At 61.0% G+C, this 25,083-nt stretch carries 25 protein-coding genes; 11 read left to right on the top strand and 14 right to left on the bottom strand.

What is annotated here, in order from left to right; all coding sequences use genetic code 11:
- Positions 1-192 precede the first annotated feature (192 nt).
- Together AC3ANW_RS19345 and AC3ANW_RS19340 are read left to right on the top strand one after the other, a co-directional pair.
- On the top strand, positions 193-2,832 hold the full coding sequence (locus tag AC3ANW_RS19345; protein ID WP_488342459.1) for an ATP-binding protein: 2,640 nt from the start codon (positions 193-195) through the stop codon (positions 2,830-2,832).
- A gap of 40 nt (positions 2,833-2,872) precedes the next feature.
- Positions 2,873-3,208: a hypothetical protein gene (locus AC3ANW_RS19340; RefSeq protein ID WP_488342458.1), complete on the top strand. Its 336-nt coding sequence runs from the start codon at positions 2,873-2,875 to the stop codon at positions 3,206-3,208.
- A gap of 184 nt (positions 3,209-3,392) precedes the next feature.
- On the opposite strand, the gene AC3ANW_RS19335 is transcribed toward AC3ANW_RS19340, so the two are convergent.
- The 3 genes from AC3ANW_RS19335 to AC3ANW_RS19325 form a co-directional block, all read right to left on the bottom strand.
- Entirely contained in the window at positions 3,393-5,066 is a 1,674-nt protein-coding gene (locus tag AC3ANW_RS19335) for a methyl-accepting chemotaxis protein (protein ID WP_488342457.1), read from the bottom strand.
- An 89-nt stretch (positions 5,067-5,155) separates the two neighbouring features.
- Positions 5,156-5,935 carry an EAL domain-containing protein gene (locus AC3ANW_RS19330; protein WP_488342456.1) on the bottom strand — a complete coding sequence of 260 codons (780 nt, stop codon included), beginning with the start codon at positions 5,933-5,935 and terminating at the stop codon, positions 5,156-5,158.
- A gap of 4 nt (positions 5,936-5,939) precedes the next feature.
- Positions 5,940-6,233 carry a hypothetical protein gene (locus AC3ANW_RS19325; protein ID WP_488342455.1) on the bottom strand — a complete coding sequence of 98 codons (294 nt, stop codon included), beginning with the start codon at positions 6,231-6,233 and terminating at the stop codon, positions 5,940-5,942.
- A 134-nt stretch (positions 6,234-6,367) separates the two neighbouring features.
- Here AC3ANW_RS19325 and AC3ANW_RS19320 point away from each other — a divergent pair, with 134 nt between their 5' ends.
- Positions 6,368-7,048 (top strand): winged helix-turn-helix domain-containing protein, encoded by a 681-nt coding sequence (locus tag AC3ANW_RS19320; RefSeq protein ID WP_488342454.1) that lies wholly within the window; start codon positions 6,368-6,370, stop codon positions 7,046-7,048.
- On the opposite strand, the gene AC3ANW_RS19315 is transcribed toward AC3ANW_RS19320, so the two are convergent.
- From AC3ANW_RS19315 to AC3ANW_RS19280, 8 genes are all read right to left on the bottom strand, one after another.
- Positions 7,045-7,557 (bottom strand): BLUF domain-containing protein, encoded by a 513-nt coding sequence (locus tag AC3ANW_RS19315; RefSeq protein ID WP_488342453.1) that lies wholly within the window; start codon positions 7,555-7,557, stop codon positions 7,045-7,047. The genes AC3ANW_RS19320 and AC3ANW_RS19315 overlap by 4 nt on opposite strands.
- 114 nt (positions 7,558-7,671) lie before the next feature.
- Positions 7,672-10,212 carry a YbcC family protein gene (locus tag AC3ANW_RS19310; RefSeq protein WP_488342452.1) on the bottom strand — a complete coding sequence of 847 codons (2,541 nt, stop codon included), beginning with the start codon at positions 10,210-10,212 and terminating at the stop codon, positions 7,672-7,674.
- The gene (locus AC3ANW_RS19305) at positions 10,209-11,798 is read right to left on the bottom strand and encodes an NADH-quinone oxidoreductase subunit L (protein WP_488345464.1); all 1,590 of its coding nucleotides are present in this window, start codon (positions 11,796-11,798) and stop codon (positions 10,209-10,211) included. Before AC3ANW_RS19305 ends, AC3ANW_RS19310 begins: the two co-directional genes overlap by 4 nt.
- Before the next feature lie 196 nt (positions 11,799-11,994).
- Complete coding sequence (locus AC3ANW_RS19300) at positions 11,995-12,423, bottom strand: hypothetical protein (protein ID WP_488342451.1); 429 nt, start codon at positions 12,421-12,423, stop codon at positions 11,995-11,997.
- 133 nt (positions 12,424-12,556) lie between these two features.
- Positions 12,557-13,717 carry an ion channel gene (locus AC3ANW_RS19295; protein ID WP_488342450.1) on the bottom strand — a complete coding sequence of 387 codons (1,161 nt, stop codon included), beginning with the start codon at positions 13,715-13,717 and terminating at the stop codon, positions 12,557-12,559.
- Positions 13,718-13,835: 118 nt separating this feature from the next.
- Positions 13,836-15,476 (bottom strand): histidine kinase famiy protein, encoded by a 1,641-nt coding sequence (locus tag AC3ANW_RS19290; RefSeq protein WP_488342449.1) that lies wholly within the window; start codon positions 15,474-15,476, stop codon positions 13,836-13,838.
- A 186-nt stretch (positions 15,477-15,662) separates the two neighbouring features.
- Positions 15,663-16,139 carry a GAF domain-containing protein gene (locus tag AC3ANW_RS19285; protein ID WP_488342448.1) on the bottom strand — a complete coding sequence of 159 codons (477 nt, stop codon included), beginning with the start codon at positions 16,137-16,139 and terminating at the stop codon, positions 15,663-15,665.
- 338 nt (positions 16,140-16,477) lie between these two features.
- The gene (locus tag AC3ANW_RS19280) at positions 16,478-16,984 is read right to left on the bottom strand and encodes a YciE/YciF ferroxidase family protein (protein WP_488342447.1); all 507 of its coding nucleotides are present in this window, start codon (positions 16,982-16,984) and stop codon (positions 16,478-16,480) included.
- A gap of 282 nt (positions 16,985-17,266) precedes the next feature.
- Here AC3ANW_RS19280 and AC3ANW_RS19275 point away from each other — a divergent pair, with 282 nt between their 5' ends.
- The 5 genes from AC3ANW_RS19275 to AC3ANW_RS19255 all read left to right on the top strand — a co-directional run bounded on the left by AC3ANW_RS19275 (position 17,267) and on the right by AC3ANW_RS19255 (position 20,717).
- Positions 17,267-17,590, top strand: a complete 324-nt coding sequence (locus tag AC3ANW_RS19275; protein WP_488342446.1) for a hypothetical protein — start codon at positions 17,267-17,269, stop codon at positions 17,588-17,590.
- Positions 17,591-17,623: 33 nt separating this feature from the next.
- Complete coding sequence (locus AC3ANW_RS19270; RefSeq protein ID WP_488342445.1) at positions 17,624-18,169, top strand: hypothetical protein; 546 nt, start codon at positions 17,624-17,626, stop codon at positions 18,167-18,169.
- 47 nt (positions 18,170-18,216) lie between these two features.
- Entirely contained in the window at positions 18,217-18,858 is a 642-nt protein-coding gene (locus tag AC3ANW_RS19265) for a L,D-transpeptidase (RefSeq protein ID WP_488342444.1), read from the top strand.
- 204 nt (positions 18,859-19,062) lie between these two features.
- Positions 19,063-20,307 carry a DUF2252 family protein gene (locus AC3ANW_RS19260; RefSeq protein ID WP_488342443.1) on the top strand — a complete coding sequence of 415 codons (1,245 nt, stop codon included), beginning with the start codon at positions 19,063-19,065 and terminating at the stop codon, positions 20,305-20,307.
- 185 nt (positions 20,308-20,492) lie between these two features.
- Entirely contained in the window at positions 20,493-20,717 is a 225-nt protein-coding gene (locus tag AC3ANW_RS19255; RefSeq protein WP_488342442.1) for a DUF3072 domain-containing protein, read from the top strand.
- A 289-nt stretch (positions 20,718-21,006) separates the two neighbouring features.
- Here the strand turns inward: AC3ANW_RS19255 and AC3ANW_RS19250 are convergent, their stop codons facing one another.
- Both AC3ANW_RS19250 and AC3ANW_RS19245 read right to left on the bottom strand, forming a co-directional pair.
- Positions 21,007-21,189, bottom strand: a complete 183-nt coding sequence (locus AC3ANW_RS19250) for a DUF3606 domain-containing protein (RefSeq protein WP_488342441.1) — start codon at positions 21,187-21,189, stop codon at positions 21,007-21,009.
- 117 nt (positions 21,190-21,306) lie between these two features.
- Positions 21,307-21,555, bottom strand: a complete 249-nt coding sequence (locus tag AC3ANW_RS19245; protein ID WP_488342440.1) for a DUF3606 domain-containing protein — start codon at positions 21,553-21,555, stop codon at positions 21,307-21,309.
- Between the two features lie 259 nt (positions 21,556-21,814).
- Here AC3ANW_RS19245 and AC3ANW_RS19240 point away from each other — a divergent pair, with 259 nt between their 5' ends.
- Positions 21,815-22,963, top strand: a complete 1,149-nt coding sequence (locus tag AC3ANW_RS19240; RefSeq protein WP_488342439.1) for a zinc-dependent alcohol dehydrogenase — start codon at positions 21,815-21,817, stop codon at positions 22,961-22,963.
- A gap of 106 nt (positions 22,964-23,069) precedes the next feature.
- Entirely contained in the window at positions 23,070-23,465 is a 396-nt protein-coding gene (locus AC3ANW_RS19235; RefSeq protein WP_488342438.1) for a hypothetical protein, read from the top strand.
- 14 nt (positions 23,466-23,479) lie between these two features.
- On the opposite strand, the gene AC3ANW_RS19230 is transcribed toward AC3ANW_RS19235, so the two are convergent.
- Positions 23,480-23,728 (bottom strand): hypothetical protein, encoded by a 249-nt coding sequence (locus AC3ANW_RS19230; RefSeq protein ID WP_488342437.1) that lies wholly within the window; start codon positions 23,726-23,728, stop codon positions 23,480-23,482.
- A 545-nt stretch (positions 23,729-24,273) separates the two neighbouring features.
- Between AC3ANW_RS19230 and AC3ANW_RS19225 the strand changes: the two genes are divergently transcribed.
- Positions 24,274-25,080: an NYN domain-containing protein gene (locus AC3ANW_RS19225; RefSeq protein ID WP_488342436.1), complete on the top strand. Its 807-nt coding sequence runs from the start codon at positions 24,274-24,276 to the stop codon at positions 25,078-25,080.
- Positions 25,081-25,083: the final 3 nt, after the last annotated feature.

Below are 25,083 nucleotides of genomic sequence, written 5' to 3'. Positions count from 1 at the left end.
GCGTTGTCAGCATCCGGCTGCCCAAGGTGTTCGAAACGCTACGGCCACCCTCGGTACGGCGTACGGGCAGGTCCCCGGGTTGCTGACGCAAGTCCCGGCCGGCGGCAGGTTGCCAAAAAGTGCATGGTCGAAATCCTCACATGCATGGCAACCATGGTGCGGCAGGCGCATGTGGAACTCTAGAATTAAGAAGTGCGCACTCCATCGCCTCTCCCCTTTCTCGCCGGCGGCAGCCGCGCAGCTGAGCTGATCCTGCAAAGGGATTGGTCCGATCATCCTTTAGGCAATCCGGTGCAGTGGCCGGAAGGTCTCAAGGTGGCTCTCAGCCTGGTCGTCAACTCACCAGAGTCGATGATTCTGTGTTGGGGGCCGCAGCTCCATTTTTTCTTCAACGACACCTACATCCCGCTGCTGGGCCCCCGCGTCGAATGGGCCATGGGCGCGCTTTTTGACGAGGTGTGGGCGGATGCGCGCGACCAGGCGCACCCCATCATTGCCGAAGCGATGGCAGGTAGAAGCCAGCGATTCAACGACATGCCTTGGAAGTTGGCGACGGATCGCGGCCAGGCTGACACGTGGTGGACGTTCTCCTATTCACGCATCCTCGGCAGTGACGGCGAAATCGCCGGCCTTTTCATTTTCACCAACGAGACGACGGCCAAGGTCCTGGCGGACATGGAACTGCGCGAAATGACAGCCCGGCAGCGCCAGACGCTGCAACAGATGCCGGGCTTCGTCGCCATCCTGAATGGTGAGGAACACCGCTTCGACTATGTGAACGACGCGTATGTCGACATCTCCGGCCCGCGTGAATTCCTGGGTCGATCCGTGCGCGATGTATTTCCGGAACTCGCGGATCAGGGCTTTTATGAACTCCTGGATAGGGTCTACCAGACTGGCGAGGCGTTTTCGGCACGGGCGGCACCCATCAGGCTCACCAACCGACCGCCGAATGAGCAGGACCGCTTCATCGACTTTCTCTACCAGCCGGTGCGCGATGCCGCAGGTGGAGTCACCAGCATCTTCGTGGGCGGCTACGACGTCACCGAACAAGTACGGGCGCAGCGCTCCTTGGCCGACGCCAACAAGGACCTCGAACTCCGGGTCAACACCGCCGTCAGCGAACTCATGGCTGCGGAGGAAGCCCTGCGGCACGCGCAGAAGATGGAGGCGGTCGGTCAGTTGACCGGTGGCATTGCCCACGATTTCAACAATTTGCTGACGGTGATCAGCACCTCGCTGCAGTTGCTTCAAAAGCCCCGCCTTGCTGAGGAACGGCGGCAACGCCTGCTGGGCTCGATTTCTGGCGCGGTAGTGCGAGCCAGCCGGCTGACGGGTCAGCTTTTGGCGTTCGCGCGCCGGCAAACGCTGCAGCCGGTCGTCTTCGATGCGTTTCGCAACCTCGTTTCCATCAAGGAAATGCTGCAGACCCTGGCCGGCTCGCGCATCGAGGTCGCATTCGAGTCCGAAGACAGCGACTGCATCATCGACGTGGACCCGGCGCAGTTCGATGCAGCCATCGTGAATCTGGTTGCAAACGCTCGAGACGCCATCGGGCAGGCGGGGAAAATCAGCGTCCGTACCGGGCGAGTGGCGTCGATTCCAGGGGATAGCGCACGGCCTGCAGTGAAAGGTGATTTCGTTGCGATTACCGTAGCCGATACCGGAGCCGGCATAGCGCCAGAGTTGCTTGCACGTGTATTCGACCCTTTCTATACGACAAAGCCGGTAGGCCAAGGCACCGGCCTCGGCCTGTCGCAGGTCATCGGGTTTGCGCAGCAGTCCAAAGGGGACGTCAGAGTTCACAGTACCGTCGGTGAAGGGACAGCTTTCACGCTCTTCCTTCCCGTCTCCGCACGCCCCCTGCCCATTGAACTCGCGCCAATGGCGGCGACGCTTCCGGCATCGGCGGCACTAGCCGCAGGACGCCTTCTATACGTGGAAGACAACCTTGAAGTCGCGGCCGCCACCGTGGCCATTCTGGAAGACCTCGGTTACACGGTCGTTCACATCGACAACGGCGACGATGCCTTGGCGAGACTGGCTGTGGACAAGATTGGCTTCGCTGCGATGTTGTCCGATGTGATGATGGCGCACATGGACGGCATTACCCTGGCGCGCAGGGTCGCAGCCGGGTACCCAAACCTGCCTGTGCTTTTGTGCAGCGGCTACAGCAGCGTTTTGGCCAGCACCCACGAGCATGGCTTCAAGGTGTTGCCCAAACCTTTTAGTACCGATCAGTTGGCCGCAGCGTTGCGAAGCATCCTGCCGGCCGTCCCGAGCGTCGAGGCACGCCCCTCTAAACTGCGTTTCCCGCCTCCGCTAAGCCCGCAAAAAGAAGCGGCCCGGTTGGCGGACCTGCACTCGCTCGGCTTGCTGGACGCCGACCACGAGACGGACTACGAAGACTTTGTTCTTATTGCTGCGGCACTGTTCGACGTGCCGACAGCGCTTATCACGCTGGTGGACGGTGAGCGGCAATGGTTCCTGGCGCGAACAGGGCGCCTCGGCAAGGAAACACCGCGAATCGAGTCTGTGTGCTCCTATGCGATCCTGATGCCGGACGAGGTACTGGTGGTGAACGACGCGTCGGCCGACCCCCGTTTTGCGGACAATGCCGTAATCGCGGCGATGACCGAAGTGCAGTTCTACGCCGGTGCACCACTGGTCACTTCTCTGGGCAACGCCATTGGAACCCTCTGCGTGTTCGACAAGGTCCCTCGTGAAGCGAACTCGCGGCAATTGGCTGCATTGAGAGGACTTGCCAGACAAGTTGTGGAACGCATCGAGCGCAGCCGCCTCGCAGAAGCAAAGGTAATGACAGCGGCGTGAGCGAAACCGCAGGTTGAGATCCCGACACCGATCACATTCCGTGCCTGATCCGAAAAAGTACCCCACCACCCCTGACGGCCGCTACTTCGTTGCCGATGGGCGGCTTTGGCGCTCGAGCAATCCTGACCTCAGCGAGGGCGACCGACAGTTTTGGGTCGACCAGCTCATGAGCGCCCGGCGGAAGGTTGGAGTGGCTCTGCAGGTTCGAGATGAGGTTGCTGAAAAGGCGGCGCGGGCCGCGGTGGATGCTGCGAAGCGCGCCCTTGGTGAGAGAGGCCCGGTCTGGTGGACCGATGGTGCGCCTGATCTCAATCGCCGAATGGTCGCCGCTTCGTCATACAAGGAATGGTTTGCTGGACTGCCAAAACATGGCTGAACCAAAACTCACGGTGTCGTGCAGCGCATGGCCCATGCGTTTAGCAAGCGGCACTGCTTTTTCGGCCCGGATCGATCCCGCGCGCGACCGAGTGCTGCGCGGTTACTTTTGCGCGCCGTCGAAGGCGCCTTCGAGTGCGCGTCGTGCTTCCGGCTGGTTCTGCGCAAACGTTTTTCGTACCAAGTCAGCTGGCTAAGGCAACGCGCCCGGTCAGACGGCTTTCGAGTTCAGGGCTTTTGGCCGTGGAGAGGAAGTCCCTGGCGCGAGAAGTCACGATGAATCCCGCAGTGGAATCCAGCGTGAAGGTGCCGACCACGGCCAACAGCTGCTGAGCCTGCTGCTTGAGGCTGGCCGCCGCCGCCGCGCTTTCTTCCACCAGAGCGGCGTTCTGCTGGGTGACGCGATCCATCGACACCACCGCTTCACCCACCTGGGCCACGCCAGTACTTTGCTCGACGCTCGCAGAACTGATTTCGGCGACGATGTTGCTCACCCGCTGAATGGAGGACACGACGTCCTGCATGGTCCTGCCGGCTTCATCGACCAGCAGGTTCCCTTGCTCCACCTGCTCCACGCTGGCGGCGATGAGGGTCTTGATTTCCTTCGCGGCCTGCGCGCTGCGTCCGGCGAGACTGCGCACTTCCGTCGCCACTACCGCGAAACCCCGCCCCAGTTCGCCGGCTCGCGCGGCCTCCACGGCAGCGTTCAAGGCCAGGATATTGGTCTGGAACGCGATGGAATCGATGACACCGATGATGTCCGTGATGCGCTGGGAACTCTGGTGGATGCCCTTCATGGTCGTCACCACGCGGGTCACGACTTCGCCGCTCTGCACTGCGACTGCAGCGGCGTCCGTCGCCCGACCGCTCGCTTGACGAGCGTGGTCGGCATTGCGGCGCACGGTGGTGCCCAGCGCTTCCATGGTGGCCGCCGTTTGCTGCAGCGCGCTGGCTTGTTCTTCGGTCCGCTGACTGAGGTCGGCGTTGCCGCCGGCGATTTCGCTGGAGCCGTTGGCGATGGATTCGGAGGCATTGCGAACCACGCTCACGATGTTCGCGAGGCTCTGCTGCATCGTGCCCAGCGATGCCAGCACGCTTCCCTCCACCGCGCCGCTCGCCCCGTCGATGGGCTGCAGATCGCCTGCCGCGATCCGCTGTGCGGCAAGCCCCAGGATGCCGGGTTCGGCACCCAGCGCACGCCCGAGATTCCGTGTGATGAGCGCACCGGCGACGACCGCCGCGGCCAGTGCCGCCGCGCAGATCGCCAGCAACAGGTTTCGCTGCACCGAGTAAAGCTGCTGGGCGTCGGCCAGGAGCGCGCGCGCCCGCCCGGCCGTATAGGTTTTGTAGGCGATGGAAGACGCGACCAGTTGGGCCAGCAACGGCCGGCATTCGACGTTGATCTTGGTGGAAGCTTCTTCCAGCCGGCGCTCCCTGGCCATCTTCACGATGTCCAGCGCGACGGGTCCGTAGAGCAGTTCGACACGCCGCATCTCCGCGACGAGTTCCTGGGCCCGGACCGATGTGCCGCCACCGTTCTGCACCATGTCGGTGAGCTTTGCCAACTCGGTCTGGACATCCGCATGGGCCTGCAGCACCGCGCTGTTTTCGGCCTCCAGTTCGGCAGGCGAGGTCGCGAGCACCATGTTGCGGGCTGCAATGGCACGGCGATCGACCGCCGTGCGGATTTCATCCGCCACCAGCGCACGAGCGTTGATGCCGTCGACATATGCCAGGAAACGGTCGTTCGCACTCGCGATGGCATGCAGCGAGTAGATCGCGATCAAGAGAACGGCCAGCGACAACACGCCGAAAGACGCGGTCAGTTTGGCTTTAACGGAAAAAGGTTTTGAATTCACGGGTGTTCTCGGCAACCCCAAAATGGGGTGGCGACTTTATGAAAAGGGAGAAACAGCGTCGGCCCCGATGCGGTGGCATTGCGCTGAATTTACGAAGGCCAGCTTATTTCGGCCTGGCTTTCAAATGCAGGTTTTGCAAAGAAATATCCCTGGAACAATTCAATGCCGAATTCCCGCAGCGCCAGGAATTCTTTCCGGGTCTCCACGCCCTCTGCAATCAACGTGATGTCCAGATCGGCAGCCAGCCTTACCAGGTTTTTGATCAATATCTTCTTGATCGGACTACCGTCGACGCCCCGGATCAGGTTCATGTCGATCTTGATCACATCGGGAACGAATTCGGCAAGCATGCCGAGACAGGCATAACCTGAGCCGAAGTCGTCGATGGCCGTCGTGAAGCCACGGCGCTTGTAGTCGGCGTAAATCTTTCTCAAGTGTCCCAGGTCGGCAGACTTCTCACCCTCGGTCACCTCGAACATGATCTGCTCGACTGGAAACCCGACCCGTTCCGCAGTATTCAAGGTGAGTTTGATGCACGCGGCGGGCTCGTACACCGCGTTGGGCAGAAAGTTGATGCTGAGTTTGGATTCGAATCCCAGCGATGCGGCCAGTTCGATGGCCTTGACCCTGCAGGCCTGGTCGAATGAGTACCGGTTTTCCGGCGTCACCTGCGAAAGGATGCTGTAGGCCGATTCGCCTCCAGGACCCCGAACCAGGGCCTCCTGCGCATAAATGGTTCGGGTCACGGCATTGACGATGGGCTGGAATGCCATCGTGAATGGAAACAGCAAGGCGCTCGAAGCGCAACCCTGGCATTTTTTGGGCGATGACGTCGAATCGACCACACGAATTTCATTGAATGCATGCATGGATTTACTCCTGTTCCAGAACCCTCGATGGCAGCTGGTGCATCGGATGGATGAAGGGCTGAGGGAGGATGCGGGCGATCGAAAACCTGATCTGCCGTTTGATCACCTGGACCACCACCTGGCCGTCCGGCGTGAGTTCGAGGGTGCGCATGCCCGGTCGGTGGTGCGCGAAGCTGCGAGCCACCAGGCCGTCGCGCATGTAGGTGTGCAGCGACTCCAGGTCGTCACCCTCGATGACGGACGTGCCCTGGAGGCAATGCAGGCGGTACAGCAGACCGTATTTTTTGAGATCAATCATTTTTGCAAGGTGCGCGTCACGTCGGGGACGGCTTATGGTCGCTAGTGTGACGGCTAAAACGTCATTTATGACGAAGCAAAACGATAAATTACAACTATTGGGATGAGTATGACGCCGAGGTGGTACGATGCGATATGGAAAAAAAGCTCTTGGCACAAGCGCGTCACGCTTGGATTGGCATGCCATCACCGGAGCTCGAGTGCGTTGCTGCAGGTTTCACCGCCTTCCCTGACGGGGACGAATTCCTACTCAGCGAAGATCCTTTCGGGTTCTCGCTCTATGTGGTCGATCTCGTGCAGCCCGGCGTGCGGGGTCCCGACCTGGTACGGCTGATTCGGCGGAAAAGTGCGACCGGCCTGGTGGCGCTCAGCACGGCGCCCCATGGTGACTTCGTCCGAGCCCTGGACGATGGGGCCGATCTGGTCATCGAGCGTGAGACGCCGGCCGAGCGGGTCCAGGCGCTCATCGCAGCGGTTCAGCGGAGGGTGCAGATCAGCGCCGCCATCGGCATCGGCAGCTGGCGCCTGCATGCCCAGAAAAGCCAGCTGATTGCGCCCGACGCATCCACCATCAAACTCAGCAAAAGCGACGTGACGCTGCTGAGTGCGTTCGCTGCCGCCGAAGGGGAGGTGGTTCCGCGCGACGCGTTGGCGGAAAAATTATGGGGCGCGTCTCAGGATGTGATGGAGGGCGCATTGCAGGCGACGCTCTACCGGCTTCGAAAGCGTGTCGAGCAAGCGGGCCAGCCGGTCTGGCCGGTGCACGCGGTCTCTGGTGTGGGATACGAATTTCGTGCGCCGTTGAAGGCGGTCTAAACCGCCTTCGGACAACTGTCGAACATGAGCGCAATCAGTTTTTCTGCCCGTGCGCTGCTCACGTTCTCGTCGGCGGTCAGTTGCTCGATCAGGTATTCAGCACCCGGCAGCTCTGTGAAAGCCATCGACCAGTTGCTGAACTGGCGCTGGACCAGCGGCCGGTCCAGCAAGGTCTTGATGTTTCGATGACGGCGGTCGGCAGCGATGACGGCCATGACCTCACCAAGAGACGGTTCGTCGCCTTCCAGTACCTGTGCAAAGAACCCGCCGGTGAAAAGCAATGACCCGGTCACGTTCAAGCTGGAATTACGGCGGCGCGCGGACGACAAGATGGCTGGCACGTCCACATGACCCGCTACCGACTGACTGACGTAAAACACCTGTTTCATGACGTAATTTTGACGGAAATGCAGCAGTCTGTCGGAGGAATGGCTTTGTTGTTCAACTTGCCCGGCACGGGCCTCGGTGTCGCAATAGGCATGGCAGGGATCCTCGGGTGCAAACAACATTGGACCAGCGCGAGCCCCTTGGTCCAAGGATGGCCGTCAGGTTCAACGTGATGGATGTGCCGGGCCGTCAAAACGACGCGCCACCCCGTGCGTTCCGTTGAAGACGCCCGGCAATCAAGTATCGGAAAGGCGCATGGGATGCCATCCGGCCATCGCCCGGCGCTCCACACCGCCCGGAACGAAGCGCCACAGGTGCAGCCAGCCGTTCTCCACCAGTCGGGCGACGACATCGTGCCTGGCGATCACCGAATCGATGGCCTGCCGCTGCGCGTCCACCACGACGGTCAGTCTCAGGGGTTCGTGGATCCAGCGTTCCCCGTCGTTCAACGACTGGCGGGACAGGCCGATGCGCAAATCGCCTCCGTTGCCTTCGAAGACGCCGAGGTTGCCGCCTACCACGTTGTGCAGCACCTTGTTGCCGCTGCCCAGCCGATCCGGGTCGCAGGTGGATGCGTGGTATTGCCAGTTGATCCAGTGGGTCACCAGCATCGGCGCCGTCATCAGTTGCTCCAGCAGGCTGGCGTCGGTGTCGCGGTCCGGGTCGTAGTCGTGCAGGAAGACGCGACCGTCCAGCGAAAGGCCGCGGCTGCGGTGGCGCGGCGCGATCAGGAAGGCGGCATTGCCGGCGAGGCCCCACTCGGGTCGGGTCTGGGCGCCGTCGTTGGCGCGCCTTCGCAGGCGTCCCAGCAGGTCGGCGGGCGGGGTGGCCGGGTCCATCCCGAGGCGGGGCGCGCGCCAGCGGCGCACCTGTTCGCAGGCCAGGCCGAACGCCGACCGCAGCCGGTTCCAGCGGTCGCGCGCCGCCGGCGGCAGGAGATCGAGGTCGAATCCTTCGATTTCGTCGGTCGCGGTGTTGTGCAGCGCGGCCATGAACACCGTCGATTCCGGGATCAGGATCCCCCGCGCCTTCAGCCCCTCCCGCACGGCGGGATCGTTGAGCATCGACGCCAGGCTGCGGGCATTGGCCTCTCCCGTCTGGCCGGCGCACGCGCCGCAATCGAGCGAGGCGGCATGGGCGTTATTGGCGGACTGGCTGCCGTGGCCGACGAAAACCACCAGCGGGGCGCAGCCCTGGTCCAGGCCCATCGCACGCAAGAGGCGTTCGGCCAGGGCGACCTGATCCGCTGAATCCAGCCCGGCCAGGCGCGGCCGGCACAGCGGCCGGTAGCGGGCCGGCAACCCGTGGAGATCGTCCTGGGGACGGTCGGTCTGCGCGGGCGCCAGCCATTTTCCGAGCTTGGCGAGGTAGCCGACGCCGGCGGCTTCCACGAAGGAGAACGCGGCGCCTGGCCAGCGGCCCAGGTCGGACCACTGGGCGTCGATCGCAAGGCGGCGGCGCCGCGACCGGGCCGCATTCCGCTGCAGGCGCTCGTCGTCTTCCGCAGACGCGGTGCCGGGGCTCACGACACGGTCGGTCGCTTCGATCGACGGTGCCAGCAGCCCGGGCAACTGCGGACGGCGGGCTGGAGTCGCCAGCGGCGTATAGGCCATGGGCACCCCGAAGAAGCCGGCGAACCCCAGCGTGTGCACGGCGGGCCACGCGGTTTCCAGGGCATGGCGCAGAGGCTCGCTGCGCACGTCGATGCAGAACAGGGCCTGGACTTCGGCCGCTGGTGCGGAAGGCTTTTCGGCAGTAACGGCCGACGGTGCCAGCCGCTGCGCCAGCGTCCGCTGGTAGCCGACCTCCAGCGCCGCCTGCCAGACCTCGTCGACCAGCAGACCGCGCTCCGCCAGCTCGAGCTGGCGCGGGCTGCGGGTCCACGCCCGCTGAAGCACCCGGAACGCCTGCCGGCCCACGCCGTCGTCCTGGCATTCCAGCAGCACCGTGCCCCAGGCGAGCCGGATGGCGAGCAGTTCGCGCAGGTGCGGGTCGGTTCGCCCCTGCAATTCGGCTTCCCATCCCTGATAAGCGCACCACGACGCCCAGCCGTTGATGGTGAGCAGCACCGCTTCCAGGTAGTCGGCCCACACCGCCGGCGGCAGCCCGAGGCGCTCCAGCACCCGGCGCTCTGCCTCCCGGGCCGTGGCCGGCAGGGCGTCGATCGCCTGACCGATGTCGGGCAGCCCCATGAGCAGGCCGATGCTGTGGTCGTGCTGCAGGGTTTGCCGCCAGAACGCATACAGGCCTTGCCCCCGCGCGGGCTGCCAGTCGGCCTGATGCTGGTCGAAGTAGGCGGCGCAGGTCTGGCTCACCTGGTGCGTGATCGCCTGTCGCCAGGACAGCCGGGTATGGCGGTGCGGATCCTTGTCGAGAAGGTCGACCAGCAGGGGTAGCGGCTGAGGATCAATCGCCGAGTCGAGTGACTCGGCCCATTCATGCGGGTCGAGCCCACGCGCTTGTGCATCGGGGATCAGGCTGGCCGCGTGCGCCACGTCGGCAGCGAGGATGCGTCCCTCGGTCCAGGCGGCCCGCTGGCGCTCCCGCGGCGGGAATACCTGGATGCCGCCCAATAGCGCCATGCGCGCAGCGACACGGCGTACCGGCAAGGCGATGCGCGACCAGTGCGGGTTCACCGCGATGGACCGGTCCAGCGGCCAGGTGGGCGCTATCGCTCGGCAGGCCTGGCCGCAGGCCGCTTCGATTCGGGCGTCGAGGGCCGTGTCCGCAGACCCATCAAGGTCGTGCACGTCGAGAGTAGGCGAAGCATTGGTCATGAAAGGGTCTCACGTGGCGCTGCCGTGACCGACTCGTCGTCCGCAGGGACGGACTCGAGAAACAAATGGTCGACTGGCGGATCGGATCGCCACGCGGGCCAAATCCGCAAGGCCAGGCGCGTGTAGGCCTCATCGACATAAAAGCCGGCATAACTCCATCGCCACCAGGGGCTGAGCGCCTGCGGCCGACGTTGCAGTACCGCGACGCAAAGGTAGAGCACCGCCATGCCCAGCAGCGCAAGCTGGCCCATCGCCGCATGTGGATGGTCGTGAATGCCGAACGGGAGGGCGTGGGCGAGCAGGGCCGTGCCCGTCAGCCCGGCGACGATCACCAGGCCGAAGGCGGCCTTTGTCGCGCGCACCGCCATCTCGCCCGTTGCTGCGACAGGCAGCCAAAGCAGCGGTGCCCATGCCAATGCCAGCAAGGTGCTCCACCACCAGGGCCAGGACGAAAATCCCGCTGCGGACTGGATCGTCAGCACGATTGCCAACGCCACCAGTGGCGCCACACCGAGGCTGACGACGGACGGAACCGCCGACCGATGCAGCGAATGCAACCGGGTCTGGCGAACGATGGCGGAGGCCGACAGGAAGGCGTGGGCCTTATAGAGCGAATGGCCGAGCAAATGCAGTGCGGCCAGGGCGTAAAGCCCCACGGCGCATTCCACCAGCATGAACCCCATCTGGGCGACCGTGGACCACGCCAGTCGAACCTTGATGCTGACGCGAGTCAGCATCACCATGCCCGCCAAGACCGCCGACGTGAGGCCGAAAGCCAGCAGAACCGCGCGCGCCGGCAGGGAACCCTCCAGCAGCGGCGCGAAACGGATCAGCACGAAACCGCCGAGGTTGACCACACCGGCATGCAAAAGAGCCGACACCGGGGTCGGTGCTTCCATCACCTGGATCAACCAGCCGTGTACCGGCAGGAGGGCGGTGCGCAGTGCGACGGCGGCAACCAGTGCCAACGCGCTGCAGTGCAGGGCGACGGACATTCCGTCCTGTGCGAGGTGCGCCTCCAGCGCGCTCAGCGAGCCGCTGCCTACCTCGATCCAAGCCAACGCGGCCGCGATGACAAGCAGTCCATCGGCCAGACGGTCGGCGATACGCTTCTTGTGGGCGGCGAGGAGAGCAAAAGGCCGCTCAGGATAAAAGCAAAGAAGGCGCTGCAGCCCCGTGCCTACCAAGGCCCAGGCGATGATCAGGACGACCCAGTGGTTGACCAGCAGCAGCAGATGCACGGCGGCCAGCACACCCGCGAGGGCAGATACGTATCGGCGTTGGCCGAGCTCGCCCTGGAGGTAGCGGGCCGAGAACCCACCGATGACCGTGCCGAGAAGCTGGACCAGAAATGCCAGGGTCAGGCTGAAGCCGGATACCTGGAGAAAGGATGGCATCACCAGCCGCCCAGGGCCGAACGCCGCGCAGAGCGCCACGGATGCGAGCGCAATCCAGGACAGCGTCGAGAACAGCTTCCACGGCCCCGCATCCAGCCTTCGGCGCAAGCGTGCCGTCATGGCGGCTGCCGCCATCAGGCCGGCCGGCGCTAATACCGGTGCTGCGAGAAGGACCAATCGAATATTCATGAAGATGCTTTTTTGCGGTGCATCCGGAAGGATGCGCGAGGTTGCCACAGCGCTCTTGGCAAAACGCCATCGCACGCGGTCGCACATTTGTGGCCACGCTTGCGGCAATCAAGCCATAGCCGTTTAAGAGGACGCCGCTCGCGTCCGAACGAATCCGCGTATTACCTTGGCGACGCAGCGTGGTGACTTCAGATCGTCAGCGAGTTCGTGAGCCACATGCCGCAGCCAAAAGTCGCTCACGAGGGTCTGGGATCAGACCACCGAAGGCCATGGGTTTGGGTTGCACAAACACCTCTTGCTGCGTGGGCCCGTTCCAACCCGGATCGCGGTACCTCAGCTGGTCGTCGTGGAAGATCGATGAAGAACGGCATTCGATGGTGATGTTCGAGAGATAAGACTGATACAGCAGGCCTGAAGCGTCATAACGCGGCCTGGCAAGCGTCACGCGGAACAAGAATTGACGCACATCTGCCTTGGAACCCACCGTCGAAACATCCAGTTCCGCGGTGTCCACGGACGGATCCTGAGGATCACCCGTCACGGTGAACCACTGTGCTGCATGTGCAACTGTTGCAGCGCTCGCCAAAGCAAGGATCGCCGTGGTTGTCAGAAATTTACGAAACATGCCCGATGGTACGGTTGCAAAAGCAGCCCTTCAATATTGCCCGTCAGACCCGCTGCGGGCCTGCCTAAATGCTCGCAGTGGGAACTTTCGGCCTGACGCGGAGGTACAAGCGGCGGCGCCGAACCGTCAGTTTTTACTTCGATTCCGCGTTCTCCATAAGCCGCATCACCACTGAGTCGCGACCGAACCGGTCGGACTGGAGTACGTCGGGATTGGCCCACAGAGGCAAGGGCAGCAACAAATAGGACGCCAGCGCGATCAGACGAGGCTCATAGCTGCTGCGCAAACGGTCGACTGCTTCCATCGCGGCCGGATCATTCTGCCAACCCTCGAGAATGGGTTGCATGGACGAACCAAGGCGACGGCGTATATGTTCATTCAACTCACGAGAAGCGTCACCAGCGACCGGCGGGATCTGCAGGGCATCGCTCACCTCCATCAAGGTGCGCCGAAGCGCAACGAAGGTCGCTGTCGCTTGTCGGCGCCGTCCGTCCTCCGCGCCGGCGATGACGAGACTACATACGTCGAGCACCGTGGCGAGCGACCCAACCCATGATTGGCCTCGATGCTGGGATCGATAGAACGCCAGCATCGGGTAGGCGGCATGACTTTCGATGAGATCGCCAGCCCATGTTTCCCAGCGGCCGAGCCAACGTTCCAGCGACTCGGCGCCGCCGTGTGCATGCCAGTCCAGGAGCGCCTCGGCGGATGGTGGCGACCCTGCCCGCAAGGAAAACTCGATGAGCTGGACGTCCCGCCGCGCGAAGTGCTGGTAGAGCACCGGCAGGTAGCCGATCGTCAAGGCGATGAAACCGAATCCGGTGCCGGCTTCGACGATCACGAGGAGTCTGGCCAACCGTTCGCCCGGCACGTTGTCGCCGTAACCCAAGGTGAAAAAGGCGTCGCCGCTCACGACGATCTGGCCGAGGAGGGTGGTGGATGCATGGTCGCCCTGCACGACCGACCACTGCATGAGTCCGAACCCGCCGATCAGGCAGCAGCCCCATAGCGCGAACAGGCCCACCATTGCCAGTGGGCCGTAGACCGCCAGGAAGTCGTCTTGACGACGTCTTGGCGCCATCCTGGATGCAACTCGCGCCCATACCCACCAGGTCGCCCTGAAGAAATATCGGTTGACCCGCAACCGGCGTTCTATGGCCCGTGGAAGCAGAACGACCTCGAACGCGTCGAGCAGCGTTATTGCAACCAGCAGCACACCCAGCAAAAAAACGATCGAATTCACGTCTGACCCCGCGGTTGGCAACATGCAATACGCGACCGATGGCGCGGCCATGGTCTGCTGTCGAAGAACCTAGTGGTTGAATGTCGCACGTCGGCTTCGCCTTGCGGCTCGGCTCCGCCCATGACCGCGATGAACTGACGACCGGTGCATGAGGCAACTCGGGCGGCTGCTATGTCGAAGCGCTTTGAATGTCCAGAACGCGCCTTACTTTCCGAGCAAGTTCAGAGAGACGGTACGGCTTCTTGAGAATCTCGAATTCGTGGCTTTGTTCGCGTTCACCCGTGTCGCCGGTGGCTGCGTAGCCGGTCGTCAACACCACCTTGATGTTCGGCAATCGCTTTTGCAGTTCACGTGCGAGGACAAAGCCGTTCATGCCTCCCGGCATGATGATGTCGGAAAAGAGCAGGTCCGGAGCTTTATCCAGGACGTTGCTGTCCACCAGTTGCAGTGCTTCCTTGCCTCCGTTGGCCACATAAACCTTGTAGCCGAGGCCTTCCAGCATGTCGCGCGAAAGTTCAGCCACTTCATGCCGGTCGTCCACCACCAGGATCGTTTCGTCACCACCCAGATCCGGGTCGCGCGGCACGACTTGCCTGTCCGCATGCAGCACATCCTTGGTCGCTGGGAAATACATGCGCACGGTGGTCCCGATTCCCACTTCGCTATAGAGATGAGTGGCTCCTCCAGACTGCTTGGCGAAGCCATAGACCATCGACAGTCCAAGCCCCGTGCCCTTGCCTTCCTCTTTCGTGGTGAAGAACGGGTCCATGACACGGCTCACGATTTCAGGTGCAATGCCCGAGCCGGTGTCGGTAATGGAAATGCATACATATTCGCCAGGGGTGAGGTCGGGGAAGTGGCGATGGTCTTCCACTTCAACGATCTGATTGCTGGTCTTCAATGTGATGCGTCCACCCTCCGGCATCGCGTCCCGGGCATTCACCAGAATGTTGAGGATGGCAAGTTCCAGCTGGACGGTATCCAGGCGGCAGTTATCGAGGTTCGACGCAAAGACGGTGTTGAGGGTGACGGTGCCACCGAAGGTACGTTCGACCAGGTCCGAGAGACTGCGGATGACTGCGTTCAGATTGACGACACGGCCCTCCAGGCGCTGTTTTCTCGAGAACGCCAGCAGCTGTTGGGTAAGAGTGGCGGCCTTGGATACCGCGCTGCGCATGTTGCCGCCGATACGCTTCACGCGCTCAGGTGTAGCCTGGCCCCGATCCGCGCTCGCCATCAGCAAGTCAACATGCCCCGACATCACCTGAAGCAGGTTGTTGAAGTCGTGAGATATCCCGCCCGTAAGCTGGCCGAGTGCCTCCATTTTTTGGGCTTGGGCAAGGCTTTCTTCAGCGTCTCTGCGGCGGCTGACGTCCAGCTGTGAGGCGAAGAAAAAGACCAGTTCCTTGTTCTTGTTGTACACCGGCGAGATGTACAGCGCATTCCAGAAGCTGGACCCATCCTTGCGGTAATTCAGGATTTCGACCGTGATTTCACGCCGGTTGGCTATGGCTTCACGAATGGCCGCGACCTTCGTCCGGTCGGTGTCAGGGCCCTGAAGAAACCGGCAGTTGGTTCCAATAACTTCTTCCGACGCATAGCCTGTCATCGAGGCGAATGCACGGTTACTGAACACGATCGGGTTGTCTGGCTGGCGAGGATCCGTCACCAGCATGGGCATGCGTGTCGTCTCGATCGCTGCGAAGAAGATGTCGTCTCGGTGTTGCTGTATGGAGCCAAGCAGTGAGCCTTGCTCGGAGACTTCTGGTGCGTGCGACCCTCGGATCGGCGGCTTCTCATCAATGGCCATGGTGCAGGGGCATATGCCCGAAATCGTAGATGGAACGTGGCGTGGTGGGGTACTTCCCAGTGGGCGGTTAGCGGTCACGCTGCGATGGCGGCAGCCGCTGCAGCAGAAGCGTACATACAGGCGATATGTCTTTTTACATCGCGGCCTTCACGCCCTGAAGTGCCGGACTCCCGCAGACCCCATCCGTCAATTCACGCGGGCAAGAACCAGTTTCCGCAAATCCATCAAAGTGCTGACTTGGCGTAGCAGCGCGTACTCATCGTCGGAAATTTGCTGAGGCACGAAGTCGAAATGGCACAGGGTACCGACGACTTTGTTCGAGCCGGTTCCGTCGGTGATGGGAACACCCGTGTACGCGACCATCGCTGCATGCAAGGCGATGCCTCGAAGTCGCCGGTCCTTGGTCGAGTCATCGGTCTCCAGAGACCCTGCACGAATCGCAAACTGGCAGAGGCTGTGCCGCAGCGGTATCGCCAGCAGATCCGCGGGAGTCACTTGCGATTGCTTGTCGTAGAGCGCTCGCACCTGTAGCAATTCTTCCGTCAGCCGGTAAACCGCCGTAAAGCGGTGGGGCACACCCTCATTCAGGTAGGCGACAGCACCGGAGAGATCTCCATGCAGGAGAAATGTCGAGACTTGCTGGTAGCGGCTATTGGCAGTCATGCATCAGGATACCGCGCCTCGACTTTCACGCGCTGCGCTCCTGCGTTGGCCAGTGGAATTCACGGGTAGATGTGACAGCGTGTCTTCGAACGAGCAAAGCTCACCAACTATTGTGGTACTCACCAACTATGCAACGCCAGATATGCGCACGATATGCGGGAACGATACGCAAAAACAGCTGATTGAAACGCTTGTCAAAAAGATGTTTTGCCCATCGTTCCACCGGCTTTGATGGCGGCGTTTGATTGATGGAGGCGGTATCTTCTTTGGTGCATACCATCTGGTTTGCGTCTGGAACACGAGCCGCACTGGCATCCTTGCAATCGGCCTCTGAGGAATTATTTCCCTTCGGATTTGGCAGCCGCATTCAGTGTTTTCGAAAGCTGAGTCATGTATTCATCAGCGCCATAAACGTCCTTGGTCAAACCGGCTAATTTTTTATAATCATCCTTGAGGTTGAGTTCCTTGGCATAGGCCGTGACCGTTCCGAATCCGGCGATTCCGTAGTGCGACATGCGCTGGTATTGCGCAATGATTTGAGCGTCCAGCACCGGCCCTTTGTCGGGCGCTTCTTCCGTAGTGTGCTTGATGGCTTCCGCTGCCAGACCTTCCATCCCCTTGCAATGTTCCTTTGAGACTTTTTCTCCATTCGCTGCGATCAATTCCTTGATCAAATCGGTATGTTCGCCGATACCGGTAAGAGATTTTTCCAACATCGTCTTTAATCCAGGGTCTGAAGCCTTGGATGCGATTTTTTTGAGACATCGGTGCATCTGGTCATTCGCCGACCAGAGGTCCTTGAGTTCATCGGTGTACAGATCTTGAAGATTTTCAGGTTTGGCCATGATTTTCCTTATAGGAAGTGGTGAGGTAAGACCATTCACCGTATTCCCTTGTCAGCGCGCACATGTAGGGAATTGTCGGGTGCGGTAATAGTCTTCATGCCTCCCGACATGCCCATATACGGCAAAGTTTTTGCCGCCGTTCCATCGGCATCCGAACCCGGACGGAAGTTCGCATTCGCCTACAACCGCTTGCGGCACTGGCCGCAGCGCCCGAGCCGCGCTGACATGAACAGTGCCCTGGCGGCATCGGTTTTCTCCGATGCCACACACCAAGGAGATGAGATGACCAAAACTTCAGTCAAAGCAGTTGTAGCTGCAGCGCTTGCCGTCGCAGCGCTGGCCGCACAAGCGCAAGCCGCCAGCAATGCCGCGCCAGCAAACGTGGGGGTGTCGCAAGGCACGGCGGCGGAAGCTGCCAGCAAGGCCGTTGCGCGTTCCGATACCGGCACGCTGGTGCGGACCGGCCCAAGCGCGGGAGACCGCGCTGGTGCAGCAGCAGACAACGCACGCTCTGGCTCCGGCATGGGCACTTCGAGCGTCACCACGCCTACCGAAGCCGCCACGCCGACCCCGGCAAAGCGGGCTCCGAAAGCCGATCGCAACTAAACCCGCATTTCCATCCTTACCGAAAGAACCAACATGACTTCCATCCAATCGACCAACGACTCCGGCCGTCTTGTCACCGGCCTGTTCCCCGACCGTGCCAGCGCAGAAGCTGCCTATACCTCTGCCAGCAGCCGTGGCTACAGCAAGGATGACGTCAACCTGATCATGTCCGACGCTACCCGCGATCGCCATTTCGCCGGTGAAAAGGTGGGAACCGAAACGGAACTGGGCAACAAGGCGGCCGAAGGTGCCGGCATCGGGGGGGCCATCGGGGGCACTGTTGGTGCCGTCATCGCCGCGGTAGCAGCCGTCGGCACCAGCCTGGTCTTGCCAGGCATCGGCCTGGTGATCGCCGGCCCCATTGCCGCGGCAGCAGCGGGTGGCGGTGTTGGCGCCGCCGGCGGGGGCATCATCGGCGCGTTGATCGGCTGGAACATTCCGGAAGAGCGGGTGAAGCACTACGAAGAGGGCATCAAGAACGGCGGCATTCTGATGGGCATGCGCGCCAAGAATGATGACGACGCGGCGCATTTCGAGTCGAGCTGGAAAGACAACCGCGGCGAACACGTCTACCGCTGATCGACCGGATATGAACGGGCTGCCTTGGCAGCCCTTTTTTAAGCTCCATGGCGTTTCGTAATCTCACCTGCTTCGGCCTGCTGGCCCTTTCTGGCGCGTGCGCGTTGGCGGCGCCTGGCGCGGCGAATGGAACCATGTCGCCTGAGGTCCGAGAGTTCGTCGGTTCGTCCCTTGCCAGTCGCTTAGGCGACACCGGAAGGCCGTGGGCAATACTCGACAAGCGGAATGCCCGGCTCCACCTTTTCGGCTCTGGAGGCACCCTGCAGGCATCCTCGCCTGTGCTGCTGGGAGCCGCCGTTGGTGACGATTCCGTGCCGGGTATCGGCGAGCGCAAGATGGCTGATATTCGACCTTTCGAGAAGACCACGCCGGCGGGCCGCTTCTTGACCGAGCCTGGCACGAACCTCCAAGGTGAAGACATCATCTGGGTCGACTACGACGCTGCAATCTCCATGCATCGGGTAAGAGCCTTGAAGGGTGAAAGGCGGCTCGAGCGACTGACCACCCCAAGCCCGACCGACAACCGCATTTCGTACGGCTGCATCAACGTTCCCGCCGCCTTTTACGACCAGTGGCTCAAGCCAAGCCTCGGCCGCCAGGCGAGTGTCGTGTACGTGCTTCCGGAGACCTACGCAGGGCGAGTCCGGTTCAGAGCAACGCTGTCCGCACATGCCGAACCTAAGAAATAATGGAATGAATTTCCTTGAGCAATTAACTTGCGCGTGGCGCTAGGTGCCCCGGCGTGGCAGAACCGCGTGAATCAGCGAAAGGGATATGACGCGTTGGGCCTTCTGTGATTTATGAGGCAAGTGCGCAGCGCTGACTCCTACGCACTGCGACGAAATTCAGCCATAAGGTGTTGCAAAACCTATTACAACACCGCAAGGCGCGACATGAATAAAACAAACAGCCATTTGATGCCAGGCCCGGACTTGCGTCAGCCCGTCCTGTTGAAAGCTAAAAACTTAAAGATGGCGACCTCCGCGCATGCCTACGTCAGAGGCAATACGTTGAAGTTTTACGAGTGGCTCGAAACCTCGGGTCCCATGCTTCCACAAGGCCCATCCATCTGGATTTGTGGAGACTGCCATGTCGGAAATCTGGGGCCAATTTCGGACACCGGTGGCAAGGTCAAGGTCCAGATTCGCGACTTCGACCAGACTGTCGTGGGAAACCCGGTCCACGACCTGGTCAGGCTTTCTCTGTCACTCGCCATGGCGGCGCGGGGATCAGACCTTCCAGGCGTTGTGACGGCCCGCATGGTTGAGCAGATCGCCGACGGATATGAATCCGCGTTCGGGCCGCCGGACGATGTGCAGGAAAACGCCAGGCCCAATGCAGTCAAAGTGGCCCTTAAAAGCGCGCAGCAGCGGACTTGGAAGCACCTCGCTCATGAACGCACCAAAGGCAAGACCATCGGAATTCCGCTCGGAAAAAAGTTTTGGCCAGTGTCCGCAAAAGAACGGAAGGCCATTACCGGCCTGTTCGACGAGGAACTGATCAGTGCGCTGGTAGCGCGTCTCAAATATCGCGAAAGCGATGCGAACGTGGAAGTGCTGGATATCGCGTACTGGATGAAGGGCTGCAGTTCGCTCGGCAACCTTCGATACGCGGTTCTGCTTGACGTTGGCGGTCAGGCGGCGACGGGCCATGACCTCTGTCTCATCGACGTGAAAGAGGCCATCAAGGCAGCGGCACCAAGGGCACAGTCTGCGGGTCAGCCGAGGGACAACGCCCTGCGTGTGCTCGACGGTGCCCAGCGAATGTCACCCAACCTCGGCGGTCGAATGGCGTCGGCCCATGTACTGGGACGGGCAGTCGTGCTGCGCGAACTGCTGCCCCAGGACCTAAAGCTTGAACTTGCAAGGGTTGACCAACGCGAAGCGATGCGGGCGGCGCGCTTTCTTGCGCGCGTCGTGGGCAAAGCCCATGCGCGCCAGATGACCGAGGCCGACCGCGTGCGTTGGGCTGCCGAGCTTGCCAAAGGACGCCGGTCGAAAACGCTCGATGCGCCGCCATGGCTGTGGAACAGCGTTGTCGACCTGGCGGCCATGCATGAAAAGGCTTATCTCGAACACTGCCGCCGCTATGCGCTTGAAAGCTTCGCGATGGACGACGTGGCGCAGCTTCTGAATTGAGCGTCTTTTTTACGGAATTACCGACAGGGGAGGAAGGCGGCGGTGGGCAGCTGCACACCTGAACCCACTTGATCTCAATTTGGTTGGCTTGGTGCTGTATGAAACCACAGGCATTTGCGATGTTTGCCTACGTTCAGCGCTCTGGCGCCCTCCGATAGTCAGTTCTTCAACAACCGGAGAACACCATGACCGACAAGCACGTACAGGCCGAGGCCGCAAACTCAAATATGGAAAAGGACCCCGCCAAATGGGTCACGGGCGATGAGCCGATGACTGGGGCCCAGAAATCCTATCTGGCCACGCTTTCGGAAGAGGCGAAAGTCGACTTCGACGAGTCGCTGAGCAAAGCTCAGGCTTCTATCCGGATTGATGAACTGCAGGCTATGACCGGTCGTGGCGCCGATTCCTGAATTTTGTTCTGCGGTTTCCAACATCAGTCATCTTTGAATTCGACAACAGCTACGCATGACCTGCCGGCGCGTCATGCTTAGCTGTTAGGTTGGAGTCGCGCATTCTTGATGCGGATCAGGGCCACTTCCCCGGCAGCTTGTTGACGGACCGCCATGCGTTTGTCGGCAGTGTCGTCAGCCGGGCCTTTGGTTACCGCCCAGCTGAGCATCACGCCGGCTAGCTGGTGATCGCAAAGTTGCGCCTCGCGTTGTAGCGGTGAAGTTTCTCGGCGTCAGCCCTGGCAATCACTTATTTCTTGGACTGAAGTTGCTTTTCGACAGCGGTGGCGCTGACGCCAACTGACTTCACCGCAGAGCGCAGCGTGTCGGCGTCGACACCGAACTTCTTTGTCCAGTAGGCCAATTCGTAGTCTTCATTGACGTTGACGCGAGTGCGATCTGCTGGGCCACTGTTTGATTTGTCATCAGCCATATGACGTCTCCAGATTATGAAAGGGATAAAACTTTAACAATGAAGAAGCTATCTACACACAGCTTGGCCCCGAATATCGAAGTAGCACCGGGCGGGAAACAGTCTTCAATTTTTCTGCTATTTTTCCGTATTTGCAGGGTTTGGAGCAACCTCATCGACGCGCTCCGTGTTTGTCGTGCTGCGAGTGCCTTTGAGGTGCATCTCAACGTCCGTTGCACGATTGCCGACTTTGATAATGGCATCCCTGATCTGCATCTCCGTCGAATCGAGCTTGCGAGCCCAATCCGCGACCGCTTGAGCGGAATTTGAATCGATGCGGTCTGGCTGGGTGCCGTCGCCCATGGAGTTGGATTTTTCATTCGTCATCGGGTCTTCCTTTGTCCTGGTTGATCACAACTTGCTTTTTCACAGCCTGCACCCATACCGCGGTGACCGGTTCCTTGTTCCTGCACGGTGTTCCTTGGTAATTCAGGGCACGAATGACTTGAACACACAAAAGCGCTGCACACGCTTTAAATGAGTCGCCACTTAATTGAGGTGATATGCCCACAAAGTCGTAGGACCAGGCCTTACAGCACCGGCCGGAGCAGACGCGAACGCTAGCGCATCAATCACGAAAGAACCCATGCTGGCAATGAACTACCGCGGCCCGTACCGAGTCCGGGCAGAAGAGAAAGACGAGCCTGTCATCGAGCATCCCAACGATGCCATCGTCCGGGTGACCAGGGCATGCATCTGCGGTTCCGACCTCCACCTCTACCACGGCCTTGTGCCCGACACGCGGGTAGGCACGACCTTCGGACATGAGTTCACGGGCATCGTCGAGGAAGTCGGCCCCTCTGTTCAAAATCTCAAGAAAGGCGACAAGGTACTGGTGCCCTTCAACATCTTCTGCGGCACCTGCTTCTTCTGCCGCCGCGAGTTGTTCAGCAATTGCCACAACACCAATCCCGAGGCGACGGCAGTGGGGGCGATCTTTGGTTATTCGCATACCGCGGGCGGCTACGACGGCGGCCAGGCAGAGCTCGTCCGCGTTCCGTTTGCCGACATCGGTCCGACGATCCTGCCGGCGGACATGGACGAGGACGATGCGGTGTTGTTGACGGACGCATTTCCGACCGGCTACCAGGCCGCGGAAATGGGCGGCATCCAGGAGGGTGACACCGTGGTCGTCTTCGGAGCCGGCCCGGTCGGCATCTTCGCTGCCAAGTCAGCATGGTTGCTCGGGGCCGGACGCGTCATCGTGGTCGACCACATCGAGTACCGATTGGCGTTCGTCAAGCAGTTTGCGCAGTGCGAAACAGTGGATTTCAAGTCGGTCGGCGACATGGCCATCCACCTGAAGAAAATGACGGATGGTCTCGGGCCCGACATCTGCATCGACTGCGTCGGTGCAGAGGCTGCAGGCAACTTCATGCAGACGCTCACCGGCGTGAAGATGAAGCTGCAAGGGGGCGCCGCCACGGTTCTCCACTGGGCCATCAATTCGGTGCGCAAGGGCGGCACGGTCTCGGTCGTCGGTGTCTACGGACCGACGTTCAGCGCTGTTCCGTTTGGTAATGCGGTCAACAAGGGGCTGACGCTCCGGATGAACCAGGCTTCGGTGAAGCGGCATCTGCCTCGGCTCATCGAACACATCCAGGCGGGGCATATCGAGCCGCGCAAGGTCATCACGCACCGGTTTCGCCTCGAGGAAGTCGCCGATGCGTACCACCTCTTCTCCAGCAAGCTGGACAACTGCATCAAGCCGGTTTTGCTACCGGCCGGCGTCTGAGCACCCAATGGTACCGATCATGGATAACAAACAACGCTTCGCACACATCCCCGGCTGGGGAGCAGACCTCGACCCTGCTGACAGGCCCGCGTACCCGAAAGAACGCATGCCTGCTCGCCTTCCCGGGCTTCACTGGGACCAGCCCGCACAACAGGAAGCAAAGGTCGAAGTGCTGTGTTCCACAGAGCGGGACAGCAAGATCACGCCGGTCTTCGGAAGCACCGTGCCGCCATCCGGGCTCAGCGGCGTCATGCGGCGTCTCGCGTTCAGGTACAGCGAGAACGATCTGCGGCACTGGATGATCCTTCTCGCGGCGGACCGCACGAACGTGGTCGAAGGAGTCGCCAGCGACCTGGTACACGGCCATATCCCCAACGTGCTGGGCGAGATGGGGATCGGCGCGGCGTGGAAACATGACCGCGCTGGCGTGTTGCGCAAGGTGGCGGTGGGAGCGGCCGTCACGGCGGCTGTGCTGTTGCTCCGAAAGCGCTCCAGGCGGTAGCTGCCGGCCACCACTCACCAGATTGACTGTATTTCGGAGTTGCCAAGCACACCAACAATGCTGAAGAGACGAAGGCTGCGCCGGCGGTAGAGGTCGATCTCTTCGAATTCGGTCGGGTATGCGTTCTCGAACACACCTTTGAAATCTTCAAGTCCCTGCTCGTCGATGTCCGAAGAAGCGAAGTAAGTTGCGCATGTCATCACGCCCCTCGATGCGCATCGGCTCGGCCTCCCGCCTGATGAATCGGGCAAGAAGCTGGCCATGCACGTCGTCGCAAAGCGGTGCGGCGGGACATGGGGATCTGCAAGGCGGCGTTGAGCGTCGCCACGATTTTGCGGGCCAAAATGTGGCAATTTGTCTGAAGTGACCGCCGGAACCGGGCTTGCGGTACAGCCGAGGTGTGGAAATCAACACCAAGTGGCACCCCAAGACAGCACCCCTGAAATGGAAAAAGCCTTCTAAGTCGTTGACTTGGAAAGGTTTTTATAGGTTTGGTGACGCTTCACGGAGGCGACACGTGGACCTCAAAGAATCCTGAAAATATCAACAAAATCAACGATCTTCCGCCGGGTGCAGGGTTCTCCCGGTGATCCACTTGGTGGATCACGCAAGTGTACCTGTGGACAGAACTTTGGGGTACTAACAATAACGGTGGGTCTTTGCGTCTTTTTGGAGGTCAAAAGCGCGTAACTTTTGGCGCCTCACATTGGTGCAAGTGGTCCACCTAAGTTCGTAGCAATTTAGAGGATCTGCCTGACCGATGGCGGTCAAAGCTCTGAAGGTACGATGGCGGGATACATGGAGATACATGACCGCGAGACCCACATTACCCGTTGAATCTCGTGTCGCCGTCTTGGTGGACTGCGACAACACGAGCCCAGAGATTCTTGAATACGCATTGCGGGTTGTCGCGCAATTTGGCCGAGTGGTGCTGCGGCGCGGTTATGGCAACCATGCCACGCTCGCCAACAGATGGCAGGAGGCGCTGGTTCGGCTGGCCTTCACGCCATGCTTGCAATATCAGTACGCAGCGGGCAAAAACACCACTGATATCGCGCTGGCGTTGGATGCTATGGAGGCTTTGTTCGACGGCCGCGCAGACACCTTTTGCCTAATCACCAGCGATTCTGACTTTGCGTACCTATGTCGCAAGCTACGTGAACGCGGTGCCACAGTGCACATCGTCGGAGAGTCGAAGACACCGGACGCCCTGCGCAATGCGAGCGACCAGTTCTTCGAATGGGTGGCCTCGACGGCTGTCGAACTGCTGGCGAATGGCGTCTCCCAGGCTGCTAAGCCCGAGCCGGCCAAGCCAGACACCACTAAATCCGTGATCAAACGTCGGCCCCTAATGCTCGTCGAGGCGGTCAAGCTGCTCGACAACAACTCCTCCGATGGGAGGGTGAGCCTTGGTACCCTGGGGCAATACCTCAAGCGGACCGACCCAGCCTTCTCTCCACAGACCTACGGCCACTCTGGTCTGCTCGACATGGTGCGAACCTATGAACTGCTCGCACTGAGGCAAGAAGCCGGCGGACACTGGACCGTGCGCCTGGCATCAGCGACCGAAACCGCCGCGCCGCCGGCTGACCCTACATCTTTGAATTTCGACTAACGA

Source organism: Xylophilus sp. PBN-3R, from assembly GCF_057747805.1.
Note: the sequence above shows the minus strand (reverse complement) of the source record. Positions and strands in the feature narration are given on the sequence as shown.

Coding starts and splice junctions, on each gene's coding strand:
- AC3ANW_RS19230 (WP_488342437.1), bottom strand. CDS start 23,728: ATGGCCAGCTTCTTGCCCGATTCATCAGGCGGGAGGCCGAGCCGATGC.
- AC3ANW_RS19255 (WP_488342442.1), top strand. CDS start 20,493: ATGACCGACAAGCACGTACAGGCCGAGGCCGCAAACTCAAATATGGAA.
- AC3ANW_RS19225 (WP_488342436.1), top strand. CDS start 24,274: ATGACCGCGAGACCCACATTACCCGTTGAATCTCGTGTCGCCGTCTTG.
- AC3ANW_RS19325 (WP_488342455.1), bottom strand. CDS start 6,233: ATGATTGATCTCAAAAAATACGGTCTGCTGTACCGCCTGCATTGCCTC.
- AC3ANW_RS19265 (WP_488342444.1), top strand. CDS start 18,217: ATGGCGTTTCGTAATCTCACCTGCTTCGGCCTGCTGGCCCTTTCTGGC.
- AC3ANW_RS19330 (WP_488342456.1), bottom strand. CDS start 5,935: ATGCATGCATTCAATGAAATTCGTGTGGTCGATTCGACGTCATCGCCC.
- AC3ANW_RS19250 (WP_488342441.1), bottom strand. CDS start 21,189: ATGGCTGATGACAAATCAAACAGTGGCCCAGCAGATCGCACTCGCGTC.
- AC3ANW_RS19295 (WP_488342450.1), bottom strand. CDS start 13,717: ATGGCCGCGCCATCGGTCGCGTATTGCATGTTGCCAACCGCGGGGTCA.
- AC3ANW_RS19275 (WP_488342446.1), top strand. CDS start 17,267: ATGACCAAAACTTCAGTCAAAGCAGTTGTAGCTGCAGCGCTTGCCGTC.
- AC3ANW_RS19290 (WP_488342449.1), bottom strand. CDS start 15,476: ATGGCCATTGATGAGAAGCCGCCGATCCGAGGGTCGCACGCACCAGAA.
- AC3ANW_RS19300 (WP_488342451.1), bottom strand. CDS start 12,423: ATGTTTCGTAAATTTCTGACAACCACGGCGATCCTTGCTTTGGCGAGC.
- AC3ANW_RS19310 (WP_488342452.1), bottom strand. CDS start 10,212: ATGACCAATGCTTCGCCTACTCTCGACGTGCACGACCTTGATGGGTCT.
- AC3ANW_RS19320 (WP_488342454.1), top strand. CDS start 6,368: ATGGAAAAAAAGCTCTTGGCACAAGCGCGTCACGCTTGGATTGGCATG.
- AC3ANW_RS19280 (WP_488342447.1), bottom strand. CDS start 16,984: ATGGCCAAACCTGAAAATCTTCAAGATCTGTACACCGATGAACTCAAG.
- AC3ANW_RS19240 (WP_488342439.1), top strand. CDS start 21,815: ATGCTGGCAATGAACTACCGCGGCCCGTACCGAGTCCGGGCAGAAGAG.
- AC3ANW_RS19260 (WP_488342443.1), top strand. CDS start 19,063: ATGAATAAAACAAACAGCCATTTGATGCCAGGCCCGGACTTGCGTCAG.
- AC3ANW_RS19305 (WP_488345464.1), bottom strand. CDS start 11,798: ATGAATATTCGATTGGTCCTTCTCGCAGCACCGGTATTAGCGCCGGCC.
- AC3ANW_RS19315 (WP_488342453.1), bottom strand. CDS start 7,557: ATGTTGTTTGCACCCGAGGATCCCTGCCATGCCTATTGCGACACCGAG.
- AC3ANW_RS19245 (WP_488342440.1), bottom strand. CDS start 21,555: ATGACGAATGAAAAATCCAACTCCATGGGCGACGGCACCCAGCCAGAC.
- AC3ANW_RS19235 (WP_488342438.1), top strand. CDS start 23,070: ATGCCTGCTCGCCTTCCCGGGCTTCACTGGGACCAGCCCGCACAACAG.
- AC3ANW_RS19270 (WP_488342445.1), top strand. CDS start 17,624: ATGACTTCCATCCAATCGACCAACGACTCCGGCCGTCTTGTCACCGGC.
- AC3ANW_RS19285 (WP_488342448.1), bottom strand. CDS start 16,139: ATGACTGCCAATAGCCGCTACCAGCAAGTCTCGACATTTCTCCTGCAT.